The sequence below is a fragment of the Saccharothrix carnea genome, assembly GCF_003014735.1.
Taxonomy (GTDB): domain Bacteria; phylum Actinomycetota; class Actinomycetes; order Mycobacteriales; family Pseudonocardiaceae; genus Actinosynnema; species Actinosynnema carneum.
Genome location: NZ_PYAX01000009.1, coordinates 67,536 through 91,954, shown reverse-complemented (window position 1 = coordinate 91,954; position 24,419 = coordinate 67,536). Strand labels below are relative to the sequence as shown.

Genomic DNA, 24,419 nt, shown 5'->3' with positions numbered 1-24,419 from the left:
TGAGCGCGCGGGGCGATTCATTGCGACCCCTCCCGGGCACGGTGACACCACTGGGATCCGGTGAAGTCCCCCGGCCCCGACAATTGCGGTCTGCTGGCGCGGCAGCAACGGGCGCCGCAGTATCCGGTAAGTTGACAGTCTGCCGACGGACCGCCCGCTGGGAGCGCCTATGGACACGAGCAGGCGCAACGACATGTCCGGCACGGTCCATGGCACCAGCATCCAAGCGAACACGATCAACGGCGATGTGCATGTGCACTCCGACGTCGGCGAGAAGCGCCTCGTCGGGCTCTTCGAGGAACTGGTCGAGGTCCGCCGTCAGCTGACCGAGAGCATGCGGGCCGAGCGCGGCATCACCCAGGTGGTGTGGGTGCTCCAGGCGGTGTTGATCAACCTTCAGGACGACATCGTCCGCTTGACCCGGGAACGCGACGAGCAACTCGACCAGGCCGAACGCTGGCGACTGGCGCTCGTTGACGCCCGTGCCTCGAAACGGCGGACCGAACGACAACTCTCGCGCGCCGAGTCGGAGCGCAAGAGGGCACTCCGGCTGGTGCAACTGGCACAGTTCAAGATCCGCGTCCTGGAAGCCGGAGCCGATGTGACCGTGCCGTTGTCGGCGCTGCCTCAGACCGGGCCTGAGCGGCTCCGGATCGGCCTGGACCGCGTCGATGCCTACCTCGATGCCCAGAGCGAACACCTTGAGCAGCTGTCCATCGCACTCGATGAGCCACGTGGCAGAATACGCACATCCGTCGACTCGTCGGCGCCTGCCGGGCGTGATGCCCGTTCTTGGTCGACGTCGCAGACCGTGCAGTCCGGAGAGGTCGACGTCAATCCCGTCCGAAGCCGAGTTCTGCCATCCGGGTGGTTGACAGTGACCTCGTCCACCCAGACGAGTGAGGTCGCACATGCTGTGTCCATGAGCGACACCTCGGTGCGGGTCGAACCAGTGTCGGCGGACGACGCCGACCTCCTGCAGTCGGTCGTGGAACTCGGGGACCTGCACCGTGGTCGACTCGGCCTGCTTCCCTACGCGGCGTTCACCGAAGCCGCGGAACAGTCCCGCCTGCTCGTCGCCCTGGCCGGTGAAGACCGATTACCGTTGGGGTACGCGCTGTATCGACTGCCACGCAACGAGGTCGCGCTCACTCATCTCTGCGTCCGCGAGGAGGCACGCAACCGCGGCGTCGCCAAGGCATTGGTGGACACCATCACCGATGTCCATCGGGACCGCTTGGGTGTTCGCGCGAAGTGCCGCGATGACTACGGCCTTGACCTGGCATGGCGCAAGCTCGGGTTCCGGCCGCGGGCGCGGACCGTGGGCCGCGGTACCGACCGCGCGCCGATGACGGTGTAGTGGAAGGATCATGGTCACGCGGATCTGTTCACCGAGTACGAACAGCCCGTGGAGTTGAGGGCCGCCGCCGCTCCGGACGTGCTGCGCGACCTGGCCGACCCCCAGGCACACGGACACAGGTCGGGTCTGCTGGTCGCGGACCACTTGGCCGGGCGCCTACAGCTGGTGGTGACCTCCAGCATGCGGCAGGAGGTCACCCGGCTGACCTCCCAGTCCGAACGCCTTCTAATCGAGGTGATCGACTCCTACCCGGAGGTGCACGCCGATCGCGCCGAGGTCACCTCGACTCGCGATCGCATTCTGAAGGAGGTCCGATCCCAACATCCCGGCTATCCGGATACGCCGCAGGAGCACGACGCCCTCGACCACGTGGCACACGCCGCGGCGGCGGGCCTCAATGTATTCCTCACCTGGGATACGGACCTGATCGCGATGCTCGGTCCGGCGGTCGCGCGCGTCACGGGGATGGTGCTCATGTCTCCCGACCATGCGGTCGTGCACCTCGACGAACTGGCCAACGCCGAGAGCTTCCTCAAGGAGGAAGTCGAAGGCGGCGAGCTTGATCGCGAGCACGCCGACTCGCCTCTCGATGCAGAGCTGGCGGCGTTCGTGGCCAGGCACGCCGGGGAACGCCGTGACGAACTGGAGGAACGCGTCCACCGGCTCCGGAACGCCGGTCATACCGTCGAGTTGCTTCACCTCGACGACGGGACGGCGGTCGCCTTGTACGCCGTCGTGCCGGATGGCGAGGTGTGGAGGGTTCCCCTGTTGCGTTTGGCCGACCACAGACTGGCCGACACGCTCGCCCGTCACCTGCTGTGGTCGCTGCGCCGTCGAGCCAGAGCTGCCGGCGTGGCTCTGCTGGACGTCTCGGAGCCCTACCTGTCCCGCCGTGTCGTGCAAGCGGCCGACTTCGAATCGATGACCCACGCCGACGGGCACTGGTACGCGCCGGTCGTCGACGTCTGCGGCAGCTCTCGTGACGTCGCCGCCGCTGCCGCCAGGTCGCTGAGCCTCGCCGGACTCGGTGCTCCCCCGCTGCTGGCACCCGGTGTGTCGGCACACGCCGCCGCGCGCCTCGAACAGGCATGGTGGCCGGCGAAGATCATCGACAGCGAACTGCCGTGCTTCGTGGTCCCGATCCGGACGGCCTTCGCCTTCGAACTGTTCGGATATCCCGACGGCATGACACAACGCGACACACAACTCTCGCTCGGGCGGGAGCATGTGTACTACCACAGTGCGCGCAATAGCGTCCTGACCGCACCAGCCCGGATCCTGTGGCTGGCAACCGGCAAAGGACACGGCTCCGGCCACTTCTTCGGCACCTCGAAGCTGGACGGCCTGATGGTCGACACTCCACGACGACTGTACGAAGCCCTGTCCTACTACGGCGTGTTCGGGTTGAAGGCCGTGATCGGGGCGGCCAACGGCCAGCCGACCGCGGAGGCACTCCGGCTGTCCAACACGGAGGTCTTCACCCATCCCGTCTCCGTGCGCCGCTACGAGGCGATGCGCTCACGCCTCGCAGACGGACCCAGCACCTTCTTCAGCGCCCGAAGACTGAACCCCCGACTGTTCGCCGAGATCTACGACACGGGCACGCGATCGTCCGCGAACGCGTGACAAGATCCACGAATCGAACTAGCGTTCGACCCATGGGTACACCACCCGACCAGCGGGCCGCTCCGGACGACCGGGTAACGTCGCGCCCCGTGCCAGAATCCGTGCGGCGCCCGCTGCTGATGTCGCTGCGACCGCGTTTCGCGGAGGCGATCCTCCAGGGCAGCAAGACCGTCGAGCTCCGCCGGACCCGGGTGTCGGCCGCAGCGGACACCACCATCATCATCTACGCGAGCACTCCCGTGATGTCGGTGGTGGGCGTCGCCACACTCGCGAAGGTCGACACAGCCGCGCCCGGCACACTGTGGCGCCGCTACCGGCACCGCCTCGGACTCACCCGCTCCGAATTCGACGACTACCTGGCCGGAGTCGACGCAGCGACCTGCTTGAGCATCACGAACCCTCGGACACTCGACGAGCCCTTGAAGCTGGCCGACCTCCGCGCGCAGGCAGACTTCCAGCCACCCCAGAGCTACAGGTACCTCGCACCACACGACCCTGACATGCTGCACTCACTCACCGAGAACGTCCAGGTGGGCCCAACACCGCTCGAAGTCGGCAGGCGCTGAGCAACCCACGGCCAGCGCGGTAACGCGTGATCCTCGGTGCTCGACGGCGGTGTCTGCCGTCCGGTTGGGCCAACACTGGGGCCATCGTTGCCCCTGTCGGTGGCGGGACTGGCGGTGGTTGGTTCGCTGGCGGGGTTCAACCTCCTCATGCATGTGGCGTCCGCCTACCGGGCCAGTACTGGTTATACTGGTTATATGTCGGGGTCGCTTGGCGAGTTGATCCGCAGGAGACGTCTGGAGTTGGAGCTCACGCAGGCCGAGCTTGGGCAGCGCGTGGGTAGATCGCAGGTGGCGGTGTCAGAGTGGGAACGGGACATCGTCATACCGAGCGACCTGGAGACATTGGCCCCGGTACTCGGGCTACCCGTCGAACAGCTCGTGATGGCTACGGCTGCGCAGATGGGGACCGATGACCCTTTCGAGCGGGCGATCTGGCAGGCAGAACGCCTGACGATGAAACAGCGTGAGGCTTTGATCACCATCTACCGAGGGCTCGTCGACGGCAGAAGCAGTTAGCGGCTGTAACCGAAGACGGCGTGGCTCGCAGACCATCTCGGCTTGACCCCTGGCCCACGGCGTTGAGGGACGTGGGCGAGGAACCGGAAGCGACGGTATCCACCACCGCGCTTGGCCAATTCGCCGAGTTGGCGGCTGGCGTCGGCCAGGTTCCTCAAAGGCCCTGCGTGGGGATTGACGCTGTCGACACCCGTGAGTCAGTGGATCAGGGACCAGTAATGCTGTCACCGCACGGAACCGCAGTCGTGCGGCGTGTGGTTGAAACCATCAGGTGAATCGCGGCAATCACGTACCGACGAGACTGGTGCTCCCGGGATTCTGTACGTGTGGAGCGCACCGCGATCGTGATCACGGAGGCCTCGGTTGACGACCTCAAAGGGGCAACAGCCGGGTCGTGAGCGTGAGATCGAGGTCGGGTTCCAGATCCACAACTCGGCATCGGGCACCGACGGCAGTGTGGTCCAGGCCGGTGTGGTGGACGGCGGATTGCACCTTCACCTGCCGTCACCGTCACTCGCGTGGGTGGTGCCACGTCAACTACCGGCAGTACCGTGGACGTTCACCGGGCGTGCGGTGGAGCTGGCCGAGTTGGACCGCGCTCTGGACTACAACCTCGACGATGAGCATGAGGACCTCGATGCACCGACGTTGATGATCTCGGCGATCGGCGGCGCGGGCGGGATCGGCAAGACGTGGTTTGCGGTCCGCTGGGCTACACGCCGCGCGGAGCGGTTCCCGGACGGGCAGCTGTTCGTCGACCTGCACGGATTCAGCCCGACCGAGCAGCCCTTGCAACCGGCGGTCGCGGTGCGTGGATTCCTCGACGCCCTGGGCGTCGACCATAGCCGTATCCCTGCCGATCCAGAGGCACAAGCCGCGCTCTACCGCAGCATCGTCGTGGACCGCCGGATGCTGATACTGCTGGACAACGCCGCATCCGCAGAGCAGGTCGAACCTCTGCTACCAGGCGGTGGCGCATGCACAGTCGTGATCACCAGCCGCCGAACGCTGACGTCACTGCTCGTCCGACACAACGTCCGCCACGTCACGTTGGACGTACTGACCGATGTCGAAGCACACACTCTTCTGCGACGGCGCCTGGGTAAGGCACGCATCGCCGCCGAACCGCACGCGGTGACCAGACTCATCGCCTTCTGCCGAGGATTCCCTCTCGCACTGAGCATCCTCGCCGCTCGCGCACACGCCCGCCCCGACCTGCAGCTGATCGAACTGGCCGCAGAGCTCGGGGAACAGGGCGTGGAGGCCTTGGACGACGAGAGCGATCCGTCGGCCAGCCTGTCCGCCGTGCTGTCCGCCTCCTTCAGTGCGTTGACCGCTGGCCATAAGCAAGCCTTCGGACTGCTGGGCATCGCACCCGGCCCCGACATCGATCTGTACGCCGCAGCCTCCCTCACCGGACTGTCCCAGGAACGCGTCACACAGGTGCTGCGTGCGCTGATCGAGGCGTCGATGCTGCACCGCGACGCCAACGGCCGGTACTCCATGCACGACCTTGTCCGCAGCTTCGCCACGATGTCCGCCCGCCACCACACAAGCTCGGAGTTGCGACACGCGGCACTGCGTCGGGTCGTGGACTTCTACCTCCACACTGCCGCGAGCGCGAATCGACTGACGAGCCCTCACTTCCTCAACGACGTGCAGCTCGACGCGCCCGCCGATGGCTGCCGCCCCCGTCTTCTTCCCGACCTTCCCACCGCGTTGACCTGGCTCGATCGCGAACATCAATGTCTCCGGGCGGCCCGGCACATCGCGTCGGTCAACGGATGGCACCAGGCGGTGTGGCAGTTCGCGGGCTTCCTCGACGACTTCCACTTCCGCCGCGGGCACCGCCAGGACCGGCTCGTCGCCTGGCAGGCAGCCATGACCGCCGCCGAACACCTCGGCGACCCGGCCGTCCAGTCGCTGGTCCACACGCTCCTCGGCGACGCCTGCGCCGCACTGGATCGCCACGATGAGGCGATGGGACACCTCGAGCGTGGCCTCGCCTTGGCCGAACGGCACGGGAACCTGGCCATTCAATCCAGGGCCCACCTGGGGATCTGCTGGGCACTGTCGTATCGGGGAGAACACCGGCAAGCCCTGGTGCACGCCGCTCGGGCAGTGGAACTGGCCCAGGAGGTCGACGACCCGGTGCGGGTGGCCGACGCACAGGGAGAGTTGGGATGGAACGCCGCCCGGCTAGGTGACTTCGAACGAGGACGGGACGCCTGCCAGGCCGCGCTCGTCCTGCACCGCATCCACGACCACCACGACGGCGAAGCCCACGACCTGGACAGCCTCGGCTACATCGACCACCACACCGGACGCCACCACGAGGCCATCAGCCACTACCGACAAGCACTCGACAGGTACGGCGAGTTGGGGCACCACTGGGCAGCATCCACCACGTTGGAGCGGCTCGGCCACCCCCACATCGCTCTCGGCCAACATCACCATGCCCGTGCGGCGTGGCAGAAGGCACTGGACCTGTACCGGGAACAGGGACGTAGCAGCGACGCCGAACGCGTCCAGCGACAACTCGACGAGCTTGATCACGTGCTCTCGGTGTAAGCCTTGGTCGACGATCTCTGTGTCAGGCCGACGATCCGGGCACCTCGATCCTGGCGAGCCGAGGTACTGTCGACACTGGTCCGGTGGTGTTCCTGCCCCTGTGCGAGGGCCGCTGGCCCCTGGAGTCCGCGGTGCACGGACTGGAGGGCTGTGGCTTCCTCTGCAGGTGGCTCCGAGCACCGAGTACGGCTCGTCAGCGGCTACGTGTGGGACTACTCCGTTGACGTCGAGACGCTGCGGGCGACGCTGGAGCAGGTAGCGCCGGAGGCCGGGAAGCGTGCGGCCGTGTCCGGTTCATCCGTCACCGGTGCCGACCAGTCGAAGCTGGGTGAACCAGCAGGGTCGGGCTCCATGGCCTTGGCGGGGTGACTGGGCGACGAAGCCGGTCGGCTCGAACTGGGGTGTTGCGCCGTGGCGTCGGTTCAGGCCTGGTGGTGCTGGAGAAAGCTGGGGTCGACGACGATCTCGCCGGTCAAGCGCCAGGCTCCCCGCTCGAAGATCAGGTCACCGGTGACGGTGAACGGGAGCTTCCGGAAGTGAGCCCGGATGGCCCACTCGTAATCTACTCCGCTCAGCTGCACATGGATGTTCCGTAACCGGCCACGGACATGTGCTGACAGAACGATGTTGGTTGTTTCCTGATCGTCGTCGCCAAGCTCGTCGCGGTTCAGCGTTCGTACTGTTCCGACGACGGTTTCCCGGCGAGGTGGTTGTTCGCGCCGCACGAGCCTCTCACGCACGCGAGGTAAGCCGGCCATCGTGTCACGGTCGACCAGGATGCGTGACACGTCGACCCTGGGGCGTGGTGCCGCCACGGCCCAATCGAAGGACAGGTCGAGCGCCCGCAGCGTATCCGGCTGGGCGAGCTCCAGCAGCGACTCGACGAGGCTGGCGCTCAGCCCCGACTGTCCCGCTCGGTCGACGGCGCCTTCGTTCCAGGTCAGTGCGAGATCACGGGTTGCTTGCAGGCCGCTGGCCAGGGTTTCCATCACCTGTCGCGGGAACCCCGCCTCGGGCTCGCCGTCGGAGTGCGACGTGGCCGGGTCGCCGAGGCGGGTGACGACGGTGAAGACGAAGCTGCCGCGCTTGGTGTGCCCCAGGCGGACGTCGTCATCCAGGAACTCCGTCACGGTGGCCGAGCGCCGGCCGCGGTGGGAGTGGTGCGGGTCGTCCGCGGTGGTGGCCGCGGCCTTCATCATCTTGAACAGGCCTTCGAGGACCTTCTCCGCCTGCTTGAACGGGATGGTGCCATCCGTCGTGACTTGATCAAGGCGGACGAAGAATAAGTCGGCCCGGGTGGCGGCGATGCGTTCGGCGAGCTCGGGCGGATCCCAGCCATAGATCAGACTCAATGCCCGGAGCGAGTCGAGAAACCGGGGCTGGAAGTCGACGTAGTCGGTCGCCAGGGGCAACATGATCCGGCCGCGCGGGCCGCCCTCGTCCGAGAGGCGCCAGACCTCCCGGACGTCGGCCTCCCGCAGCTCGAGCTCCCAGTCATGGGTTGCGAGGTACTGCGACACGGCAGGCGGGCTCAACGCTACGGCGATGTCACGGTAGCTGTCGACCGAGGTTCCGTTCACCACCCACCTCCTTCGCCGATCCTCTGCATGATGCCCCGCAACGCGTCTACGGTGAACAGGTTACTTCGGGGTAGGTGCACTGTCTTGCTCTCGGCATCGTCGCCGATCGAGCCCAGCTTCGCCGCATGCTCCCAGTACATACGACTCGAACTGGTGAAGTTGTCCTCCGTCAGCTCCAACAGCTTGGCGGGATCGTCGGGGATGACCAGGACGCCGAGGAATGCCTCGTTGTAACGCTTCGGGTTGACGAGCTTGAGGAACGGCTTGCGCTCCATCCGCCACGCCAGGTGATCACTGGCGAGCAGGTCCTGACGGGTGGTGCACTTGAGCTGCAACTCGAAGTCGGGGCTGTAGAACCGCTCGTACTCGGCCGATGACGTGATGGTGATGTCAACGCCGTCGTAGTCGGTGGCGTGACTCTTGATCGAACAGCCGGCTGCTGCGGCGACCATCCGGACAAAGCCCAGGCTGAACTGCTCTTGGCGAGCACCGAACGGCAGGCCTCCATCGAGGGTACCGCGGTGCAGGTCCTCGTCAGCGCCAAGGATGTTGCCATCGTTGACGATCGACATGGACCTCCCTTCTGTTGGGTTCGCCCGGCAGTGGCAGCGTAACGATCAGTCGATCAAGGACACCCCGATCGGGTTCGGTTCACTCGATTGGACGATCATCGAATGGCTTCCTCTAACTTGCCGTCGCCGTAGCCGGAAGTACGCCAATAAAGCGAGCGATCATCGCTTTCCATTGCCCCCGGAATCGCCAGGTTCTGCGAACCGGACGATTCCCGGCGAAGTGAGGTTCGTCGCCGTGTGCCGACCACGACCCGGATCGGCGCCGGAGCAGGCGTCTGTCACTCACTCGTGCGCCGAGTGAAACCCGATCCTTGCGGAGTACCGGACTGTCGGTTCGGCGAGGGCAGCCAACCATGTGGGACGGCATACGACGCTGCGACGACGTACACGATCGAGCACGGCCGAGGTGGGCGGGGGCGTGCCGAAGGCGCACAGAGTGTCGGTACGGCCGGGCTCGTCCGAGCCGACCACAGCAGGAAGCTGGCGGGCGTGGTGGCGGTAGTGATCACGCCGCCGTGGTGCGGATTTTGCCGGAGTATCGGACATCGACGACCTGTTTGTGGTCGTCGGAAGTGGTTTCGCCGTGGCAGCGGTCGGTGTGGAAGATCTGGTCTGGCGTCGAGGATGACGTGGGTAACCCGGTGTCGTTGGCGGTGCGCAGGACGTCCCCGGCCAGGATCGCCACCGCCGTCGTTCTCAAGGCGTTCTTACTGTCGATGCGGACCTCGGTGGTGTGGCAACGCTACGGTTGTCCGGTGTCGAGTGAGCGGCGGACCGAGAACGAGGCCACCGACGTGATTGGGTCGGTAGTACAGGCTGGCGATGTTCATGGGGACATCCGGATCACGGTCTCGCAGGCGCCGAAGCCGGCGGTGTCGGTTCCCCGGGAGTTGCCATCCGACGTTGTGGGCTTTTCCGGGCGTGACGCCGAGGTGGCGCAGCTGGATGACCTGCTGGAAAAAGCGCAAGACACCGGTCCCGTGGTGATCTCGGCTGTGTCGGGGATGCCCGGCATCGGGAAGACCGCTCTGGCGGTGCACTGGGCGCACCGCGTGCGCCACCGGTTCCCGGACGGCGACCTCTACCTCGACCTCCAGGGTTATGACCCGGGGCAGCCGATCGCCGCCGAGGACGCGTTGGCCTCGTTGTTGCGGAGCGTGGTGGGCAGTGATGAACCACTTCCACCCGGCCTGTCCGAGCGGGCGGCACGGTTCCGCACGGTGCTGGCAAACCGCCGGATGCTGATGTTGCTCGACAACGCCCGCAGCCCCGAGCAGGTTCGTTTTCTGCTGCCCGGGACCGGTTCGAGCTTCGTGCTGGTGACCAGCCGTGACAGCCTGGCCGGACTGGTCTCCCGCCACGGTGCGCGTCGGGTGGACTTGGACTTGTTGACGGCAGAAGAAGCCGTTGCGTTGTTCGGCGCGCTGGTCGGTGAGCGGGCGGCGGCCGAGCCAGAAGGGGCCAGGATCCTATGTGAGTGGAGCGGACTGCTGCCCCTGGCGGTGCGGGTGACCGCCGAGATGGTCAACAGCTACAAGACCGCGACCTTGGCAGCCCTCGCGGCCGAGTTGTTCGAGGTGCAGCAAGACCGGCTGGAGCGGCTGGACGCCGGCGGGGACGACAGGACCGCGGTGAGCGCCGTCTTCTCCTGGTCGTATCGACAGCTGCCCGAGGACGCGGCACGGGCTTTCCGCTTCATCGGTGCCGCACCGGGGCACGATCTCGACGTCTTCGCCGTGGCCGCGCTGGTCGGGACGGATAAGGCGCGGGCCCGTAGAGCGGTCGGAGTGCTGCTGCAGGCACGTCTCGTCGAACGCATCGACGACTTCCACATCCACATGCACGACCTCCTCCGCTCTTACGCCACCGGCCTGCACAACGCACAGGACACCGAGAGGGAGCGAGGTAAGGCGCTCGGCCGCCTGTTCAAGTACTACGTGGTCGCAGCGTGTCGTGCGGTCGAGGCTGGGGATCCGCGACGCCGCGGCAAGTGGGCGGTCGAGATCACGGATGCGGTGCAGACCCCTTCGTTCACGGACGCCGAGCAGGCCTGGAAGTGGCTGAACGATCAGCACCGCAACCTCGCCGCCGTCCTGGAAGCGGTGGTCGGCAGCGGCCTCGCGCCGGTCAAGGAGGTATCGGCGGCGGAGCAGGTGCTGGGGCTGCTCGCGCATCAGGACAGCGACCTGTCCAGCGCTTTGGCGCGCTTCGACCGCGCGACGGCGACAGCTCTCCACGTCAGGGCGGACCGGCTCGACACCGTGTGGCTCGATCAGGTGGGAACGATGCTCGCGGCCGGCATGGCGGATGCGGCGTTGGACTACCTCGACGAGGTGCGGTTGCAGTTGCGTAAGGCCGGACGACACCCTGACGTGGTGCACGCGATCGCTTCGGTGGAGCACGCACGCGCCAGGTGCCGGCTTCTCCTGGAGGACTACGCACAGGCGAGACAGTTGGCACGGTCGGCCGCTCGACGCTTCTCCGACCTGGGTGATCACCTGTGGTGCGCCGTGGCGAAGCTGACGGCGCTCCGCGCCACCGTGACCACGTCCGGTTCCTCTGGGTCCAGGACCGGGCTGCTCCTGACCGAAGCGTTGTCGCTGTCGCGAGAACTGCGGGACTTCGGACTGCTCGACGAGGCGGAACTGGCGACAGTGCTGGCGGTGCGCCTGGAGTTGCGCCACGGGCGACTCGTGTCCGCAGCCGCCCGGATGTCCCAGTTGCCCCCACCGCGCGTCAACACCCCCGTCGACCATCGCCTGTTGCGCCGGTTGGCCAGGGCGGAAATCGCCATGGCGGAAGGGAATCCAGAGGCCGCCCTGCGCGAGGCCGACATCGGGCTCACCGAACTCGACGAGGCGCGTGACCGGTTCGGCGGGCTCGACCAAGTCCGCAGCGCCGCGGTTCACGCACGGGGCTTGGGAGCGATGGCCGTGCGGATCGCGATCGACCACGGCCACGACGCCGCCGACGTGATGCTGTGGTCCGAGCGCACACGGGCACAGTTGTACCGGCACACCTTCCTTCCCGTCGACCACCCGGAACTCGACCGCGTCATCAACGAATTGCGACACGTCAGCCGGACCTTGTTGCGGGAGCGACTCGATGGCCTGTCGACCCGCTCGACGCAGGCCCGTCAGCGTGCTCTCGAACGCGAGGCGCTGCGCCTGGGGGCGCGCACCCGGTCATTGGGCGCCGCCGCACCGCCAGCGGGTTTCACCGACGTCATCGGGGCGCTCCGCAGCGACCAGGCCCTCATCGACTTCATCGTGATCGCGGACGAGTTGCACGTCGTGGTTGTCACGAGAGGCACGGCTCTGATGCTCATGCTCGGCTCTATGGCAGCGGTCGCCGAGGGAGTGCGACGAGTGCACGCGGACATGAACGCTCTGGCACCCGACCACCTGCCCCCACCCCTCGCGGAGGTGATCTCCGCTTCGGCGAGGCGGGAAGCCGACAAGCTCGACCGGATCCTGATGGAGCCGCTGCTCGACGTCGTTGACGGCGCAAACCTGGTCCTGGTGCCGACGGGCGCGCTGTTCGCCCTGCCGTGGGGCTGCCTCCCGTCGCTGCGAGGGCGGCCGACGACAGTGGCACCCTCGGTCAACGCGTGGCTGGCGGCCACCCGCCGCGCCCGACGACCGTCGAAGGAGAGGGTGGCGCTCGTGAGCGGGCCAGGTCTGCCGTGGGCCGAGTCGGAGAGCAGACGGCTTGCGTCGTTGTACCCAGGCGCCCACGTGCTGAGCGGGCAGGACGCGCGGATCGACGCGGTGCTGCACGCGCTGGAGAATTCCGAGACGGCCCATTTCGCGACCCATGGGGACCACGAGCCCACCAACGCGCTGCTCTCCCGCCTGGAACTGGCCGACGGTCCGCTGTTCGCCCACCACATCACCCGCCTGCAGAACTCGCCCCGCCACGTCGTTCTGGCCGCTGGCGACCTGGCCCTCCATCACGTAGGACCGGGTGATGAGATCCTGGGCTTCGCTGGCGCCCTGCTCACCGCCGGAACGAGCACCGTCACCGCAGCCGTCACTAGGGTGGGTGACGTCGCCGCCCAGAAGACAATGCTGGCCTACCATCAAGCCCTCGCGGCAGGAGCTACCGCCGCGCACGCCCTTGCCATGGCAACCGCACCGGATCCGCTCCGCCGGCCCTTCGTGCAGTTCGGCACTGACTTCTCGTGAGCGCGAGGCGCGTCAGGACCTGTGCCGTTCGAAATGTCATCGTCGCTGGTAGAGCAAGGCGGTAACGGTGTTGGAAACATTGTGCCTGCCGAGACCCTCATCCATGCAGGTAGAGGACGTACGAAGCCCAAGGAGAGGCGAGCGTTCGCGAGTACGGCTGTCATCTGCCGTGACGTCGACCAGCACGGCATCATGACCGGCTGTGCTGCTCCGACCGGCCTACCTGAGCGTGACCAACGCGTTCGCGCTGCCACGGCTGTTACCCATGAGCGATCGGGACAAGGACGTGGAGATCCTGGCGCTACGGCACCAAATCACGATCCTGGAACGCCAACTGGGTAACGCCCGTCTGCGGCTCTCTCCCGGCGACCGGGCGTTCCTCGCGGCACTGCTACACCGACTTCCGGCCGCCACGCTTCGTCGGCTCCGATTGCTGGTGCGTCCCGAGACGGTGCTGCGATGGCACCGCAGCCTCATCGCACGCCGCCACGCAGCCAGCTCCCGTCCCGAGCGGCCCGGCCGACCACGGACCATCCGCTCGATCCGACTCCTGGTGCTGCGCCTGGCACGGGAGAACCCCACCTGGGGTTACCGCCGCATCCACGGAGAACTGCTCGTACTCGGCATCACAGTCGCAGCCTCCACCGTCTGGCAGATCCTCAAGGACGCCGGGATCGACCCGGCACCCGAACGCACCACGACGACCTGGTCGACCTTCCTCCGCTCACAAGCCGACGCACTCCTGGCCTGCGACTTCTTCGAAACCTCCACCTTGAGCGGCGCCCGCCTGTACGTGCTCGCGGTGATCGAGCACGCCAGCCGCCGGATCCGCGTCCTCCGCGCCACCGCGCACCCGACCGCCTCCCGGGTCACCCAAGCCGCCAGGAACCTCGCCATGGACCTCGAAGACGAGGGCCGACGCGCGCGGTTCCTGATCCGCGACCGGGACGGGAAGTTCCCGGCGCTGTTCGACACCGTCCTCGCCGACGCCGGCATCCAAGTCGTTCTCAGCGGCGTCCGGATCCCGCGGATGAACGCGATCATGGAACGCTGGATCCACAGCTGCCGCCGCGAACTCCTCGACCACACCCTCATCTGGAACCGCCAGCACCTACCGCACGCCCTGCGCGAGTACGAGCAGTTCTACAACACCCACCGCCCTCACCAAGGCATCGGCAATGCCCGACCACTGCGCACGCTGCCACCAACCGTCACCGATCAAGCAACGATCACCCAACTCGACATCCACCGACGACAGCAACTGGGCGGCATCCTCAACGAGTACCACCACGCCGCCTGACCTGCACGGACGACATTATCGGCAAGCACAAGGCTGCCGTCGGAAACGCACCGCTTCACCGGGCGAGAGTGACCTGGGCCTCCGGCGGAGCCCGCCAGCGGGTCACTCTGATCGCCTCACGGTCACCCGGCCGCGGTAATCAGTGAGGAATACATGTCGTTGGGCGACAACGATTTCGTCGGCACGGGCGCTGCGCCGTCCACTACGACCCTTATGAAGAGCTTGCGGCCCACTAGGCCCGCCCGCCGCGCCACCTCCAGCACCACCTCGAAGATCCGGTCCGGCCGGTCCGAGCGCGCCAGCCGGGCACGCATGTTCACCAGCACCGTGTGCACGAATCCCGGATAGTCGAAGTCCAGACCGCCCGCCGCGTACTTCCACCGGGCACCTGCTGACCCACAACAACCCCAAATGAGATCCGGTCTTAACCAGGATCGCGCCGACCGTGCCCGCCGACTCCACGCACCGGTCGATCTCCGCGCGCAGCGAGCGCGGCGGCAGATCGCTGCGCGGACCGTCAGGGGTCGACGGCCTGCCGGGCTTGACCGTGACCCGGAACCGGAGCCCGCGAGCGCGTTGCCACCGACCGAGCCGCAATACCTCCGGCGAAGCACCGGTGAGCGCCAGATTGAGGACGCTGCCGAAGCCAGACATGAAGGTGAGGGCGACGACAACGCCCGTGATCACCGTGACAGTGCGGACAACTGTTGCCGGATCGGTCGGATGCTGAGCCACTCCGCCAATGGGCGGGAGCCCAGCCTCGCCTGAACGTGCGGTTTCTGTATGGTGATGATCAGGTCTCTCGACCAGCGGTCCCACGTAGGGAATCTGGTGTTGACGGCCATCCCACTTGTGGAGCTCGCAGTGGAACTTCGCGAACTCTGTGTGGAGATGCTCGACGACGACACCGATCTCAATTCGGAGAGAGAAGGCGGTGCCCGGCACGCGCTGAGGGGCCGTGCCTCACGGCACAGCCCCTCAGCTGACTTCGGTCGAGCCTGTTCAGGCGATGTCTTCGGGAGTCACCCATCGACCCGCATCGACGAACACGTCACAGCCGTCGTGTTCGAACCGCACACGTCCGTCGAACGGCGACCGGGCGTTCGAGCAAGCGCCGTAGTCGTTGCCCACCCGGCCCGCCAGCGGGATCCAGAACCGGCAACCACCGCACTGTTCATCGACCCAGGACTCCTGGTCCTCCTGGTCGTCCCGCCCTCGGTTGCGGTCGCGGATCCACCGGTCGTGGATGGAGTCGAGTTCCGCTTCACTGCGGGTCACGTGATCGAATTCATCCATCACTTGGCCGATGTGATGATGCGCAGGATCTCTTCGGGTGAGCTCACCCGTCGATCGATCTGGATCGCAAGCGTGCCGAAACCACCGTCCATCTGCCTTCCCCTGTCTCGGGTCACCACCTTGGCGCCCAACTGCTCGGCCAACTGCATCAACTTGTCGTCCTTGGTGCCCCTGAGTCCCATTTCGGACACGCTGCGCGCATCATAGCCGTGGTCTCGGAGGAATCCGGCGATTGAGGGGGACATGTTCTCGTCCACAATCAGCCTCTGCCCCTTCCCTGAGAAGCCGGCCTTTTTGGCGATCAGCTGGCGTAGTGCGTCGGCAGCGCCTGCTCGCATGCCCGAGGTGGCCGACGCGGTGGTACCGCCAACCCCCGCGACCCCGCCTACAGCGGCTCGCGCCGCCAGACCGCCGGTGAGCGCACCGAGGACGCTCGCGATCTCCAGGATGCTGTCGAAGCCCTCGCGTGCCTTGTTCAGGTGCTGGTCGAACAGGATGTCGAGTGCCGCGTCCAGGTCCTCGCGCGTGCGGCAGGTGTGCACCTCCTGGCAGGCTTGTGCCACTTGGATCGCCAACGCGTTGGGGTTGACCTGACCGTTGTCGCCGGTCGGGCAGATCGGTGACGTGTGAGGTGTCAAAAGTCGGCCATATGGTCTGAACTGCGGTTAGGCTGCTGTGAGTTCCTACTCGTTGATCAGGCCGCCGAGGTCTGGTTGGCGGCGTGTCGACACGCGGTCCGGCTCTGCGATCGGGTAGTCCGGTCGCGGTGGTGCGACTTGTAGGGCTTGGTGGGGCCGGCGGTGGTTGTAGGGGGTCGCGTAGCGCTGCAGCACTGCCCCCGCAGGTGGATGGGTGGCGGCATCCCGAAAGGGGGCCGTCGAACAACCTCGGAGTCTCCTGCGCGTCTTGTCTTCAGCGGGCGGGGAGGCTCGCGGTGAAGGGGGAGGATCATGCGCAAGATCGCTTTGGTGGTCGCCGTCGTGCTTGCGGCGATGTCGTTGGCGGTGTCGAACGCCGGTGCCGGTACGTGCACGTCGGTCGATTGGGGGTCGGGGCCGAAAACGGTGTTCAACGGTTCCGGTGGTTCCGTGACCGACATCCGGTCCGGGCGGCACGAGTGCTTCGACCGGTTGGTGATCGACACCGACCTTCCCGGTGGCGGCGGGTACTACGTGACCTACACCGATGAGGTCACCTACGTGGGATCGGGCACGCCTGTTCCGCTGCGCGGTGGGGCGAAGCTGTTCGTGATGACCTATACGCCGTCCTACGACGAGAACTTCGAACCGACCTACCAACCGGCCAACCCGCAGGAGGTCGTGGACGTGACCGGGTACCAGACGTTCCGGCAGGTCGCCTGGGCCGGGTCGTGGGAGGGCACCACCGATCTCGGGCTGGGCGTTCGCGCACGGTTGCCGTTCCGGGTGTTCACGCTGTCCAACCACATCGTCGTGGACGTCGCGCACCAGTGGTGAGCCGCGGTGGAGCCGCCCACCTCGACGGGTGGCTCCACCCCACACGCCTCGTATCGTCGCCGGTATATGAGGCGTGTGGGGTTGCGCCTGACGAAAACTCCATCCATGCAGGTTGTAGCCGTGCGTAACATGAGGAGTCGAGGCGCTCCTGGGGGCGGCCGCAGATCTGCAGCGCCCTCGGCTGACGCGGCATGATGACCGACCCTGCTGCTCCGACTGGGCTACCTGGGCGTGACCAACGCCTTCGCGCTACTGCGCCTGCTACCCCCTGTGGGGCGTCAGAACTTTGCACTGGGATGCTGAGCGGCGACGACCACGCACACTGGGCCTTCAGGGCATGATCGTGCGGTGTGGCGTTATGACTGCTGTACCTGATGTCCGTTCGGGTCGGTAACTGGCTGGTCCTGCTCAGCCGGTCGTCCGCGGCCAAGGACGTCGAACTGCTGGTACTGCGGCACGAGGTCGCCGTGCTGCGCCGGACCAACCCCCGCCCGCGGTTGGAGTGGGCCGACCGCGCTGTGCTCGCCGCGCTTGTTCGCCGACTCCCCCATCGGCTGCGCGAACACCGGTTGGTGACACCGGGAACCAGCCTGTGGGGTGTCAGAACTCTGCACTGGCATGGTGAGCTGCGACGATCGCGCACGCTGGACCTCCAGGGCATGATCGTGAGGTGTGGCGTTACGACTGCTGTACCTGATCTTCGTCCGGCTCGGTGGCTGGTTGGTTCTGCTCGGCCGATCCTCCGCGGCCAAGGACGTGGAGTTGTTGGTGCTGCGGCAGGAGGTCGCCGTGTTGCGCCGGAGCAACCCCCGTCCGCGGTTGGAGTGGGCCGATCGTGCTGTGCTCGCCGCGCTGGTTCGCCGACTCCCCCGACGGCTGCGCGAGCACCGGTTGGTGACACCGGGAACCATCCTGCGCTGGCACCGATACCTGGTCGCGAAGAAGTGGACCTACCCCAACCGGACAGGGCGCCCGCCGATCGACGACACCACCGTGGCGTTGATCGAGCGCATGGCGCGGGAGAACACAGGCTGGGGTTACCGCCGGATCCAGGGCGAACTGCTCAAGCTCGGCCACCGGGTGGCCGACTCGACCGTACGGCGCGTGCTCAAGCGCCTGCGGATCCCACCCGCTCCCCGGCGCGACACCGACACCTCCTGGCGGCGGTTCCTCCGCACCCAGGTCACGAGCATGTTGGCCTGCGATTTCTTCCACGTCGCCTGCGCCGTCACCCTCAAACGCGTATACGTCTTCTTCGTGATGGAAGTCGCCACCCGCTACGTCCACATCCTCGGCACCACCACCAACCCAGACGGGGCATGGACGACCCAACAAGCCCGCAACCTGCTGATGGACCTCGGCGACCGGGCAGACGGCTTCCGGTTCCTCGTCCGAGACCGGGCCGGTCAGTTCACCGCCTCGTTCGACGCGCTCTTCTCCGGCACAGGCATCCAGGTCGTGAAGATCCCACCACGGTGTCCGCGAGCCAACGCCCACGCCGAACGGTTCGTCGGCACCGTCCGACGAGAAGCCACCGACCGACTGCTCATCCTCAACGAACGCCACCTGCGGACAGTGCTGCAGCGCTACGCGAACCACTACAACCACCGCAGACCCCACCAAGCCCTGCGACTCGCACCACCACAACCAGACCACCCGATCGCAGAGCCAGGCTTCACCTCGATACGCCGCCGACCAGTCCTCGGCGGCCTGATCAACGAGTACGAACACGCAGCCGCCTAACCACAGGTCAGGCCCTGTGGCCGACTTTTGACACCCCACAAGGTCACAAGCGTGATCAGCGTGGCCCAACGTGAGTTGGAGCCGCTGGCCCGAGTCAGACCGCCGCCGCCACGAACTGTTGCGAAGGCCCCTTCGCAGAAGTTCGTGCTACGGTGTACTCAGCTCGAGAGTCTCGTGAGACACCGCACCGCCCCGTGGAGATTGGCGTCCGCGCGGGGCGATGCGGCCCGACCCGCTTCGCTCAAGGCGAGCAGGAAGAAGGCAGACAACATGAGGATTGCCCGCTTCAACAGCTCATGGTACTGGCCCTGGCGCGGCAGGTGCGCCGTCTGGTGGGGAGTGATCGTCGTCGTGGTCTTCGTACTCGGCTTCGCAGCCGGGTACGGCGAAGCGGTGTTGGGTGCGCTCGCCACGGCGGTGGCGACCGCGGCGGTGACCGAGATCGTCAAGGCCGGCCGTCGGAACGGACCGGGCAACGCGTGATCGATCGGGGGGGCGTGGCGGTGATCGCCACGCCCCCGCGGTGCGGGTCTAGGGAGGCAGGTGGTGGTCGTGACTGAGGGCGAGCGCGTCACGCTCGGAGAACTGGCGGAGATCACGCCCGGGCCATCCGGCTCGCTGCTGGACAAACTCGGCGACGAGCCCGACGGCGTGCCCGTGGTGACCCCCTCTGACATCACCGACCAGCACCACGTGGACACCCGGAAACTCCGCAGATTGCCGTACAACGAAGTGGCGCGGCTGGACCGGTTCACCCTTCGGCAGGGTGACATAGTGCTCGTCCGCCAGGGGTCGCTCGGCAGGTTGGCGCTGATCGAGCCGCAGTTGGAAGGGTGGCTCTACAACTCTTCGTGCGCGCGGGTGCGCAGTCTCGGTCACCTGGTCCTCCCCGAGTATCTGTGCCTGTACCTTTCCTCGTCCGCGGTGCAGGAGGAAATGCTCAGGCGCGCACTCCCGGGCACCGTCCAATCGCTCAACGCAAAGATCTTGGGCAACCTCCCGGTGGTGCTCCCCCCACTGGATCGGCAGCGCGAGCTTGTCGAGATCATCGCTGACATCGACGAACTCGCGCTCGTCCACCGGGAAACCGCAGACCGTCTCGACATCCTCAAGCTCGCACTGCTCGACGACTTCCTGGACGAGGAGTAGGCATGCGCACGGCGGACCTCGCACAGAGGATCTTCAAGGCGGCCGACGTTCTCCGGGGCAAGATGGACATCGCGGAGTACATGCGTGTCATCTCGACCACGCTCGTCCTCAAGTGGGCGTCCGATCATCTCAACGCGTTGACGGTCCCGCACGAAGCGCGCTGGGATCGGTTGATCGCAGCTGCGGACAGCTCACCACGCGACGCCCTGGACAAAGCTGTTACCGCGTTGGCGATCAGCAACCCTGACGTTTTCGACGACTCGTTCCGGCACGTGGTCCGCAATAAGCGGCTGAGCGACGGTGAGGTCCGGCAGTTAATCGCCATCCTCGACGAGATCCCGCCAGGAGGCGAGGATCCCGGGTCTGACGACGTGACGGGCCGACTCTACGAGCAAGTCCTCGCCACGTTCACGGACGAGAGCAGGCGCGGTGAATTCGGCACGCCGCGCTCGGTGAGCCAGCTGCTGGTCCGACTGGCAGATCCGCAGCCCGGCCATTCGGTCTACGACCCGTGTGCCGGGACCGGCGGTCTGCTCACCGCAGCCGATACCTACGTCGCGGAGCGCACTGGCCGACGCGGCGCGCTTCGCCTCTTCGGGCAGGAGGCGAATGAGCAGGCGTGCACAATTGCGCGGCTCAACCTGATGCTGCATGGGATCACCAACGCGTCCGTGCTGCTCGGCGACGCGATCGCCAATCCGCGCCATCTCAGCAATGCTGGGGGCCTGAAGGATTTCGACCGGGTGCTGACCAATCCTCCTTTCGGAATGCGGTACGGGCAGGAGGAACTGAGCTTCCCGCAGCAAACGCGGTACGGCCTGAGTCGGTTGGCGGACCTGATGTTCGTCCAACACGTCCTGGCCTCGCTGACTCCCGACGGCGTGGGGGTCATGGTCGTCCCGAACGGCGTGTTGTTCCGGAGTGGAACCGAGGGACGAATCCGCCGCGGAATGGTCGAGGACGGCAGGATCGCCGCCGCGATCGCGATCGGGCGCAACGTGTTCCACGGGACGTCAGTCCCGGCCAGCGTGCTTGTGCTCCGCAGTGAAGGCGCGGCCCGTGCCAGCGAGCGCGACGTGTTGTTCATCAACGCCGAACACGAGGTCGACGTGACGCGGTCGCGAACCCACCTGGCGCCCCGCCATGTGGAAAGGATCGCGACCGCTTTCCACGAGCGCAGGGAGATCCCCCATTTTTCACGGTTGGTGTCGATCGAGGAGATCACGGCAAAGGAATTCACCCTCAACGTCGGCGATTACATCTATCCGCGACCTCTGGCTCGCGCGAATCTGAGCATCCGCGCCCTGGTCGAGGGCGGGATACCGTTCGACGCAGTCGACGCGCAGGTAGATCAGTTCGCTGCGTTCGGCATCGAATTGGCCGACCTGTTCGTGCCCGGCCGGTCCGGCCACCTCGCGTTCCCCCGGTACGGGTACGAGACCGTCGCCGAGATGATCCCAGGGCTGGCCGCGCCGAGCGTGGCCGCGTTCCTAACAGCCTTGGAGGGCTGGTTCCAGGAATTCCGGCAGCAGCAGGATGTTCTCACCGACCGGCCACCCGCTGCGGCGCGCGAGTACTTCGCCGAGAAGTTCCACCATGCCCTAGAAGCCTCGATGATCCTGAACGATGAACAGGTAACCGGCCTCTTTGTGGACTGGTGGGTGACCAACCAAGACGATCTCAACCAGCTGCGCAGACCCGTCGACAGCCCTAGCGCGCTCACTCCGGGCATGCGCGCGGCCACCATCGACAGGATCGGAGCGGACCTCTCCGCACAGGCCAAAAAGCTGGTGACTCAGCAGCAAAAACAGCTGATCGACGTGTACCGGGCGTGGGGCGACCAGTACAAGACATCGCTAGCAGACCTAGAGCGCCAACGAGAGGACCTGTCCAAGCGCCTGGCCGTGCGACTGGATGAGCTGGGTTACCAGTGGCCACTCGGTGGATGAGCGCTCTCCAGGCCATCCACCCACTGCAGTATTGAACCCAGGGCTGACCCGCACCCTTGGGCAGCAGTGTCCCATCCGGGCGACCAGGGCCCACGACAGGCGTCAGGGTCGGATTCCCAGCTGGCGGCCGCTGGCTTGCACCATCTGCCAGCCACCGGCCAAGCCGGTCTGCGCACACCGGTTCACATCCATCGACACGAACCGGCACCACCAACTACGCGGGGCAGACCCATGATCACGACGCGTTCAGGTTCGAGTCGTGCCCGAGATTCGACTCTGCGCAGCCACTGCCAAGTCTTCCACGTCCACTGAGCCTTTTTCATCCTGCGGCGGTCTCGTAGTTCTGGAGGACGTGGATGGCTTTGGCCAGGCACCCCGGATGAACGCCCACTGCGAACGGGTCATCGGCACCATCCGACGCGAACTCCTCGACCACATCCTCATCACGGGAGAGACCCACGCACGACAGGTCCTCAAGACCTACGAAGACCACTACAACCGACACCGCCCCCACCAAGCCCGCGACCAACTACCGCCCGAGACTCAACAAAACCCTCCCCCGGTACACGACCCAGACACCCTGTGCCGCTCGAAAAGTCATCGTCGCTGGTAGGGCGAGGGCTTCACCGTCTTGAGAGCATGTCCGGGTGATCGTGTCCCTGCTGTACAAGGTCACCCGGAAGCTGCTGTCCGTGCCGTCGATGCTGCTCCGCAGCGAGATGGTGAAGGACTTCCAGTCACCCTGGGTACTCTGCTCGCCTAGCACCGCAAACTCATAGCCCGTAAGTGGGACTACTCCGCCCGTCGACACACCGGACACCCACCAACCCGAGCGGCGGTCAGGGCGCGGCGAGGCTCCCGGTCGCCCGGCACGCGCCCCCGGCCCGATGAGGCCTGGGTGCCGCCGGACCGGGGTGCGGAGGTGCCCGGATCTCAGGTCAGTCAGGCGCGCCCCGGATCGCCGATGTCGCTTCACCGCTGACCTGGCGGTTCCGCAGGTGAAGTGGCGGTGCACGTGGCGGGTGCTCAGCGAAGGTGGCAGAGCAGGATCACACAAGATGGTGCCGCGGTGTTCGCCGCCGAGGACGGCCTGGGAGCGCGGTCACGGCGGACAGGGGCAAGGAGTGAGTGGAACGACGAGGGTGCGTGTCTCCGTCCGGATTCGCCGGTGACCTAGCGGGACTGGTTGCGCCCACGGGAGGCGCGGGCGTCCCCGACGGGGATCGACGGCCGGGAGCCGGCATCATGAGTTCGTGATCAGCTACCGAAAGGCCAATGCCGCGTAAGCGGCCAGGCGCGTTGCGCGCCGGACGATCCCTGCCCGAGGTTTCCCTCACGCGAGAGGCCGGACCACGGGAGCACCTGCCGGGGCTCTCCCTGTGCCGCTCGAAAAGTCATCGCTGCTGGTCAGGCGGCGTGTCTGTACTCGTTGACGAGTCCGCCGAGGATGCGGGTGCGGAGCGGTCTGTGGGTGTTGAGGTCGTGTACTGCGGCAGGGTGCTGCCGGGCTTCGGGTGGTAGTTGGTCGCGGGCTTGGTGGGGTCGGTGTCGGTTGTAGTGGTCTTCGTAGGTTTTGAGGACTTGTCGTGCGTGGGCTTCGCCCATGATCAGGATGTGGTCGAGGAGTTCGCGTCGGATGGTGCCGATGACCCGTTCGCAGTGGGCGTTCATCCGGGGCGCCTGCGGCGCGCTCTTGATCACGTGCAGGTCGTCGGCCTGGAAGACGGTGTCGAACGTCTGGCTGTACTTGCCGTCGCGGTCGCGGAGCAGGAAGCGTAGGGACTCCGTCCGGTGTCCGAGGTCGGCGGCGAGGTTCCTGGCCTGCTGGGTGGTCCATGCCTGTGTCGGGTGGCCGGTGACCCCGGTGATGTGCAGGCGTCGGGTGCCGTGTTCGAGGAACGCCAGTGCGTACAGGCGCCTGCCGAGCACGGTGTCGAGGTGGAGGAAGTCCGCCGCGATGACGCCTTGGGCCTGGGCGGTGAGGAACTGCCGCCAGGTGGGGCCGCAACGGCGGGGTGCCGGGTCGATGCCCGCGTCGCGCAGGATCCGCCAGACCGTCGAGTGGGCAATGCGATGGCCGAGCCGGGCCAGTTCGCCCTGTATCCGACGGTGCCCCCATCGCGGGTTCTCCCTGGCGAGCCGCAGCACGAGAGTCTTGACCGTCGCTCGGGTCGGTGGGCGCCCGGTACGTCGCCACGCGCTGTAGTCCCACTTGCGGGCTATGAGTTTGCGGTGCCAGGCGAGCAGTGTTCCCGGCGTGACCGGAAAAACCTCCCGCCAACGGCAGCGATTTACCAGTCCGGACAGGGTGGCGAACCAGAACCAATCCGCAGGTTCGTAGCGGACCGGACCCGTCAGTTGCCGGCGCAGGACCGCGTTCTCGTGTCGCAGGACGAGCAGCTCGGCGTCCTTCGCCGCCCCGCCGCGCAGCAGCACCGACGGGACAGATAACAATCTCCGGGTCACCTTGTACAGCAGAGACACGATCACCCAGACATGGTCCCAACGCAGTGACACACCTATCTACCA

General features: G+C 66.5%; 20 protein-coding genes. 14 read left to right on the top strand and 6 right to left on the bottom strand.

The features are described 5' to 3' along the window. Positions 1-169 precede the first annotated feature (169 nt). The 6 genes from B0I31_RS26000 to B0I31_RS40100 all read left to right on the top strand — a co-directional run bounded on the left by B0I31_RS26000 (position 170) and on the right by B0I31_RS40100 (position 7,008). Positions 170-1,360 carry a GNAT family N-acetyltransferase gene (locus B0I31_RS26000; protein WP_106618018.1) on the top strand — a complete coding sequence of 397 codons (1,191 nt, stop codon included), beginning with the start codon at positions 170-172 and terminating at the stop codon, positions 1,358-1,360. A 48-nt stretch (positions 1,361-1,408) separates the two neighbouring features. Further along, positions 1,409-2,986: a PIN domain-containing protein gene (locus tag B0I31_RS25995; protein ID WP_106618017.1), complete on the top strand. Its 1,578-nt coding sequence runs from the start codon at positions 1,409-1,411 to the stop codon at positions 2,984-2,986. Between the two features lie 89 nt (positions 2,987-3,075). Then, the gene (locus B0I31_RS25990) at positions 3,076-3,552 is read left to right on the top strand and encodes an ASCH domain-containing protein (protein ID WP_181320382.1); all 477 of its coding nucleotides are present in this window, start codon (positions 3,076-3,078) and stop codon (positions 3,550-3,552) included. A gap of 99 nt (positions 3,553-3,651) precedes the next feature. Next, positions 3,652-4,068 (top strand): helix-turn-helix transcriptional regulator, encoded by a 417-nt coding sequence (locus B0I31_RS25985; protein WP_106618016.1) that lies wholly within the window; start codon positions 3,652-3,654, stop codon positions 4,066-4,068. A gap of 363 nt (positions 4,069-4,431) precedes the next feature. Beyond that, complete coding sequence (locus B0I31_RS25980) at positions 4,432-6,639, top strand: tetratricopeptide repeat protein (protein ID WP_245950413.1); 2,208 nt, start codon at positions 4,432-4,434, stop codon at positions 6,637-6,639. 150 nt (positions 6,640-6,789) lie between these two features. Further along, positions 6,790-7,008 (top strand): hypothetical protein, encoded by a 219-nt coding sequence (locus tag B0I31_RS40100; RefSeq protein ID WP_146173941.1) that lies wholly within the window; start codon positions 6,790-6,792, stop codon positions 7,006-7,008. Positions 7,009-7,061: 53 nt separating this feature from the next. On the opposite strand, the gene B0I31_RS25975 is transcribed toward B0I31_RS40100, so the two are convergent. Both B0I31_RS25975 and B0I31_RS25970 read right to left on the bottom strand, forming a co-directional pair. Next, positions 7,062-8,219, bottom strand: coding sequence for a hypothetical protein (locus tag B0I31_RS25975; protein ID WP_181320381.1), 1,158 nt, complete (start codon positions 8,217-8,219; stop codon positions 7,062-7,064). After that, positions 8,216-8,791 (bottom strand): DUF4365 domain-containing protein, encoded by a 576-nt coding sequence (locus B0I31_RS25970; RefSeq protein ID WP_106618015.1) that lies wholly within the window; start codon positions 8,789-8,791, stop codon positions 8,216-8,218. The genes B0I31_RS25975 and B0I31_RS25970 overlap by 4 nt, the downstream gene beginning before the upstream one ends. Positions 8,792-9,309: 518 nt before the next feature. Between B0I31_RS25970 and B0I31_RS25965 the strand changes: the two genes are divergently transcribed. Then, a complete protein-coding gene (locus tag B0I31_RS25965) occupies positions 9,310-12,978 on the top strand; it encodes a CHAT domain-containing protein (protein WP_181320380.1) in 3,669 nt (1,222 codons plus the stop codon). A gap of 202 nt (positions 12,979-13,180) precedes the next feature. Then, positions 13,181-14,278, top strand: a complete 1,098-nt coding sequence (locus B0I31_RS41980; RefSeq protein ID WP_106618013.1) for an integrase core domain-containing protein — start codon at positions 13,181-13,183, stop codon at positions 14,276-14,278. Between the two features lie 122 nt (positions 14,279-14,400). Here the strand turns inward: B0I31_RS41980 and B0I31_RS25955 are convergent, their stop codons facing one another. From B0I31_RS25955 to B0I31_RS25945, 3 genes are all read right to left on the bottom strand, one after another. Next, the gene (locus tag B0I31_RS25955; RefSeq protein ID WP_219910802.1) at positions 14,401-14,613 is read right to left on the bottom strand and encodes a hypothetical protein; all 213 of its coding nucleotides are present in this window, start codon (positions 14,611-14,613) and stop codon (positions 14,401-14,403) included. Positions 14,614-15,280: 667 nt separating this feature from the next. Next, positions 15,281-15,556 (bottom strand): DUF3027 domain-containing protein, encoded by a 276-nt coding sequence (locus B0I31_RS25950; RefSeq protein WP_219910801.1) that lies wholly within the window; start codon positions 15,554-15,556, stop codon positions 15,281-15,283. 17 nt (positions 15,557-15,573) lie between these two features. Beyond that, positions 15,574-16,149, bottom strand: coding sequence for a DUF5615 family PIN-like protein (locus B0I31_RS25945; RefSeq protein WP_146173940.1), 576 nt, complete (start codon positions 16,147-16,149; stop codon positions 15,574-15,576). A gap of 375 nt (positions 16,150-16,524) precedes the next feature. Here B0I31_RS25945 and B0I31_RS25935 point away from each other — a divergent pair, with 375 nt between their 5' ends. The 6 genes from B0I31_RS25935 to B0I31_RS25910 all read left to right on the top strand — a co-directional run bounded on the left by B0I31_RS25935 (position 16,525) and on the right by B0I31_RS25910 (position 22,503). Beyond that, complete coding sequence (locus B0I31_RS25935; protein WP_106618009.1) at positions 16,525-17,049, top strand: AMIN-like domain-containing (lipo)protein; 525 nt, start codon at positions 16,525-16,527, stop codon at positions 17,047-17,049. Between the two features lie 672 nt (positions 17,050-17,721). Further along, entirely contained in the window at positions 17,722-18,792 is a 1,071-nt protein-coding gene (locus tag B0I31_RS41975) for an integrase core domain-containing protein (RefSeq protein ID WP_106618008.1), read from the top strand. A gap of 270 nt (positions 18,793-19,062) precedes the next feature. Beyond that, a complete protein-coding gene (locus B0I31_RS40095; RefSeq protein ID WP_146173939.1) occupies positions 19,063-19,275 on the top strand; it encodes a hypothetical protein in 213 nt (70 codons plus the stop codon). Between the two features lie 69 nt (positions 19,276-19,344). Continuing rightward, complete coding sequence (locus B0I31_RS25920; protein WP_181320379.1) at positions 19,345-19,941, top strand: restriction endonuclease subunit S; 597 nt, start codon at positions 19,345-19,347, stop codon at positions 19,939-19,941. A 2-nt stretch (positions 19,942-19,943) separates the two neighbouring features. Further along, complete coding sequence (locus B0I31_RS25915) at positions 19,944-21,890, top strand: type I restriction-modification system subunit M (protein ID WP_106618006.1); 1,947 nt, start codon at positions 19,944-19,946, stop codon at positions 21,888-21,890. A gap of 379 nt (positions 21,891-22,269) precedes the next feature. Continuing rightward, a complete protein-coding gene (locus tag B0I31_RS25910; RefSeq protein WP_219910817.1) occupies positions 22,270-22,503 on the top strand; it encodes an integrase core domain-containing protein in 234 nt (77 codons plus the stop codon). Positions 22,504-23,297: 794 nt separating this feature from the next. Here the strand turns inward: B0I31_RS25910 and B0I31_RS25900 are convergent. Then, a complete protein-coding gene (locus tag B0I31_RS25900) occupies positions 23,298-24,407 on the bottom strand; it encodes an integrase core domain-containing protein (RefSeq protein WP_245950411.1) in 1,110 nt (369 codons plus the stop codon). Positions 24,408-24,419 lie beyond the last annotated feature (12 nt).

Bases quoted from the DNA above. Each gene is read 5' to 3' on its own strand.
- B0I31_RS40095 (WP_146173939.1), top strand. From the start codon at position 19,063: ATGAGGATTGCCCGCTTCAACAGCTCATGGTACTGGCCCTGGCGCGGC.
- B0I31_RS26000 (WP_106618018.1), top strand. From the start codon at position 170: ATGGACACGAGCAGGCGCAACGACATGTCCGGCACGGTCCATGGCACC.
- B0I31_RS25910 (WP_219910817.1), top strand. From the start codon at position 22,270: ATGAACGCCCACTGCGAACGGGTCATCGGCACCATCCGACGCGAACTC.
- B0I31_RS25935 (WP_106618009.1), top strand. From the start codon at position 16,525: ATGCGCAAGATCGCTTTGGTGGTCGCCGTCGTGCTTGCGGCGATGTCG.
- B0I31_RS25915 (WP_106618006.1), top strand. From the start codon at position 19,944: ATGCGCACGGCGGACCTCGCACAGAGGATCTTCAAGGCGGCCGACGTT.
- B0I31_RS25970 (WP_106618015.1), bottom strand. From the start codon at position 8,791: ATGTCGATCGTCAACGATGGCAACATCCTTGGCGCTGACGAGGACCTG.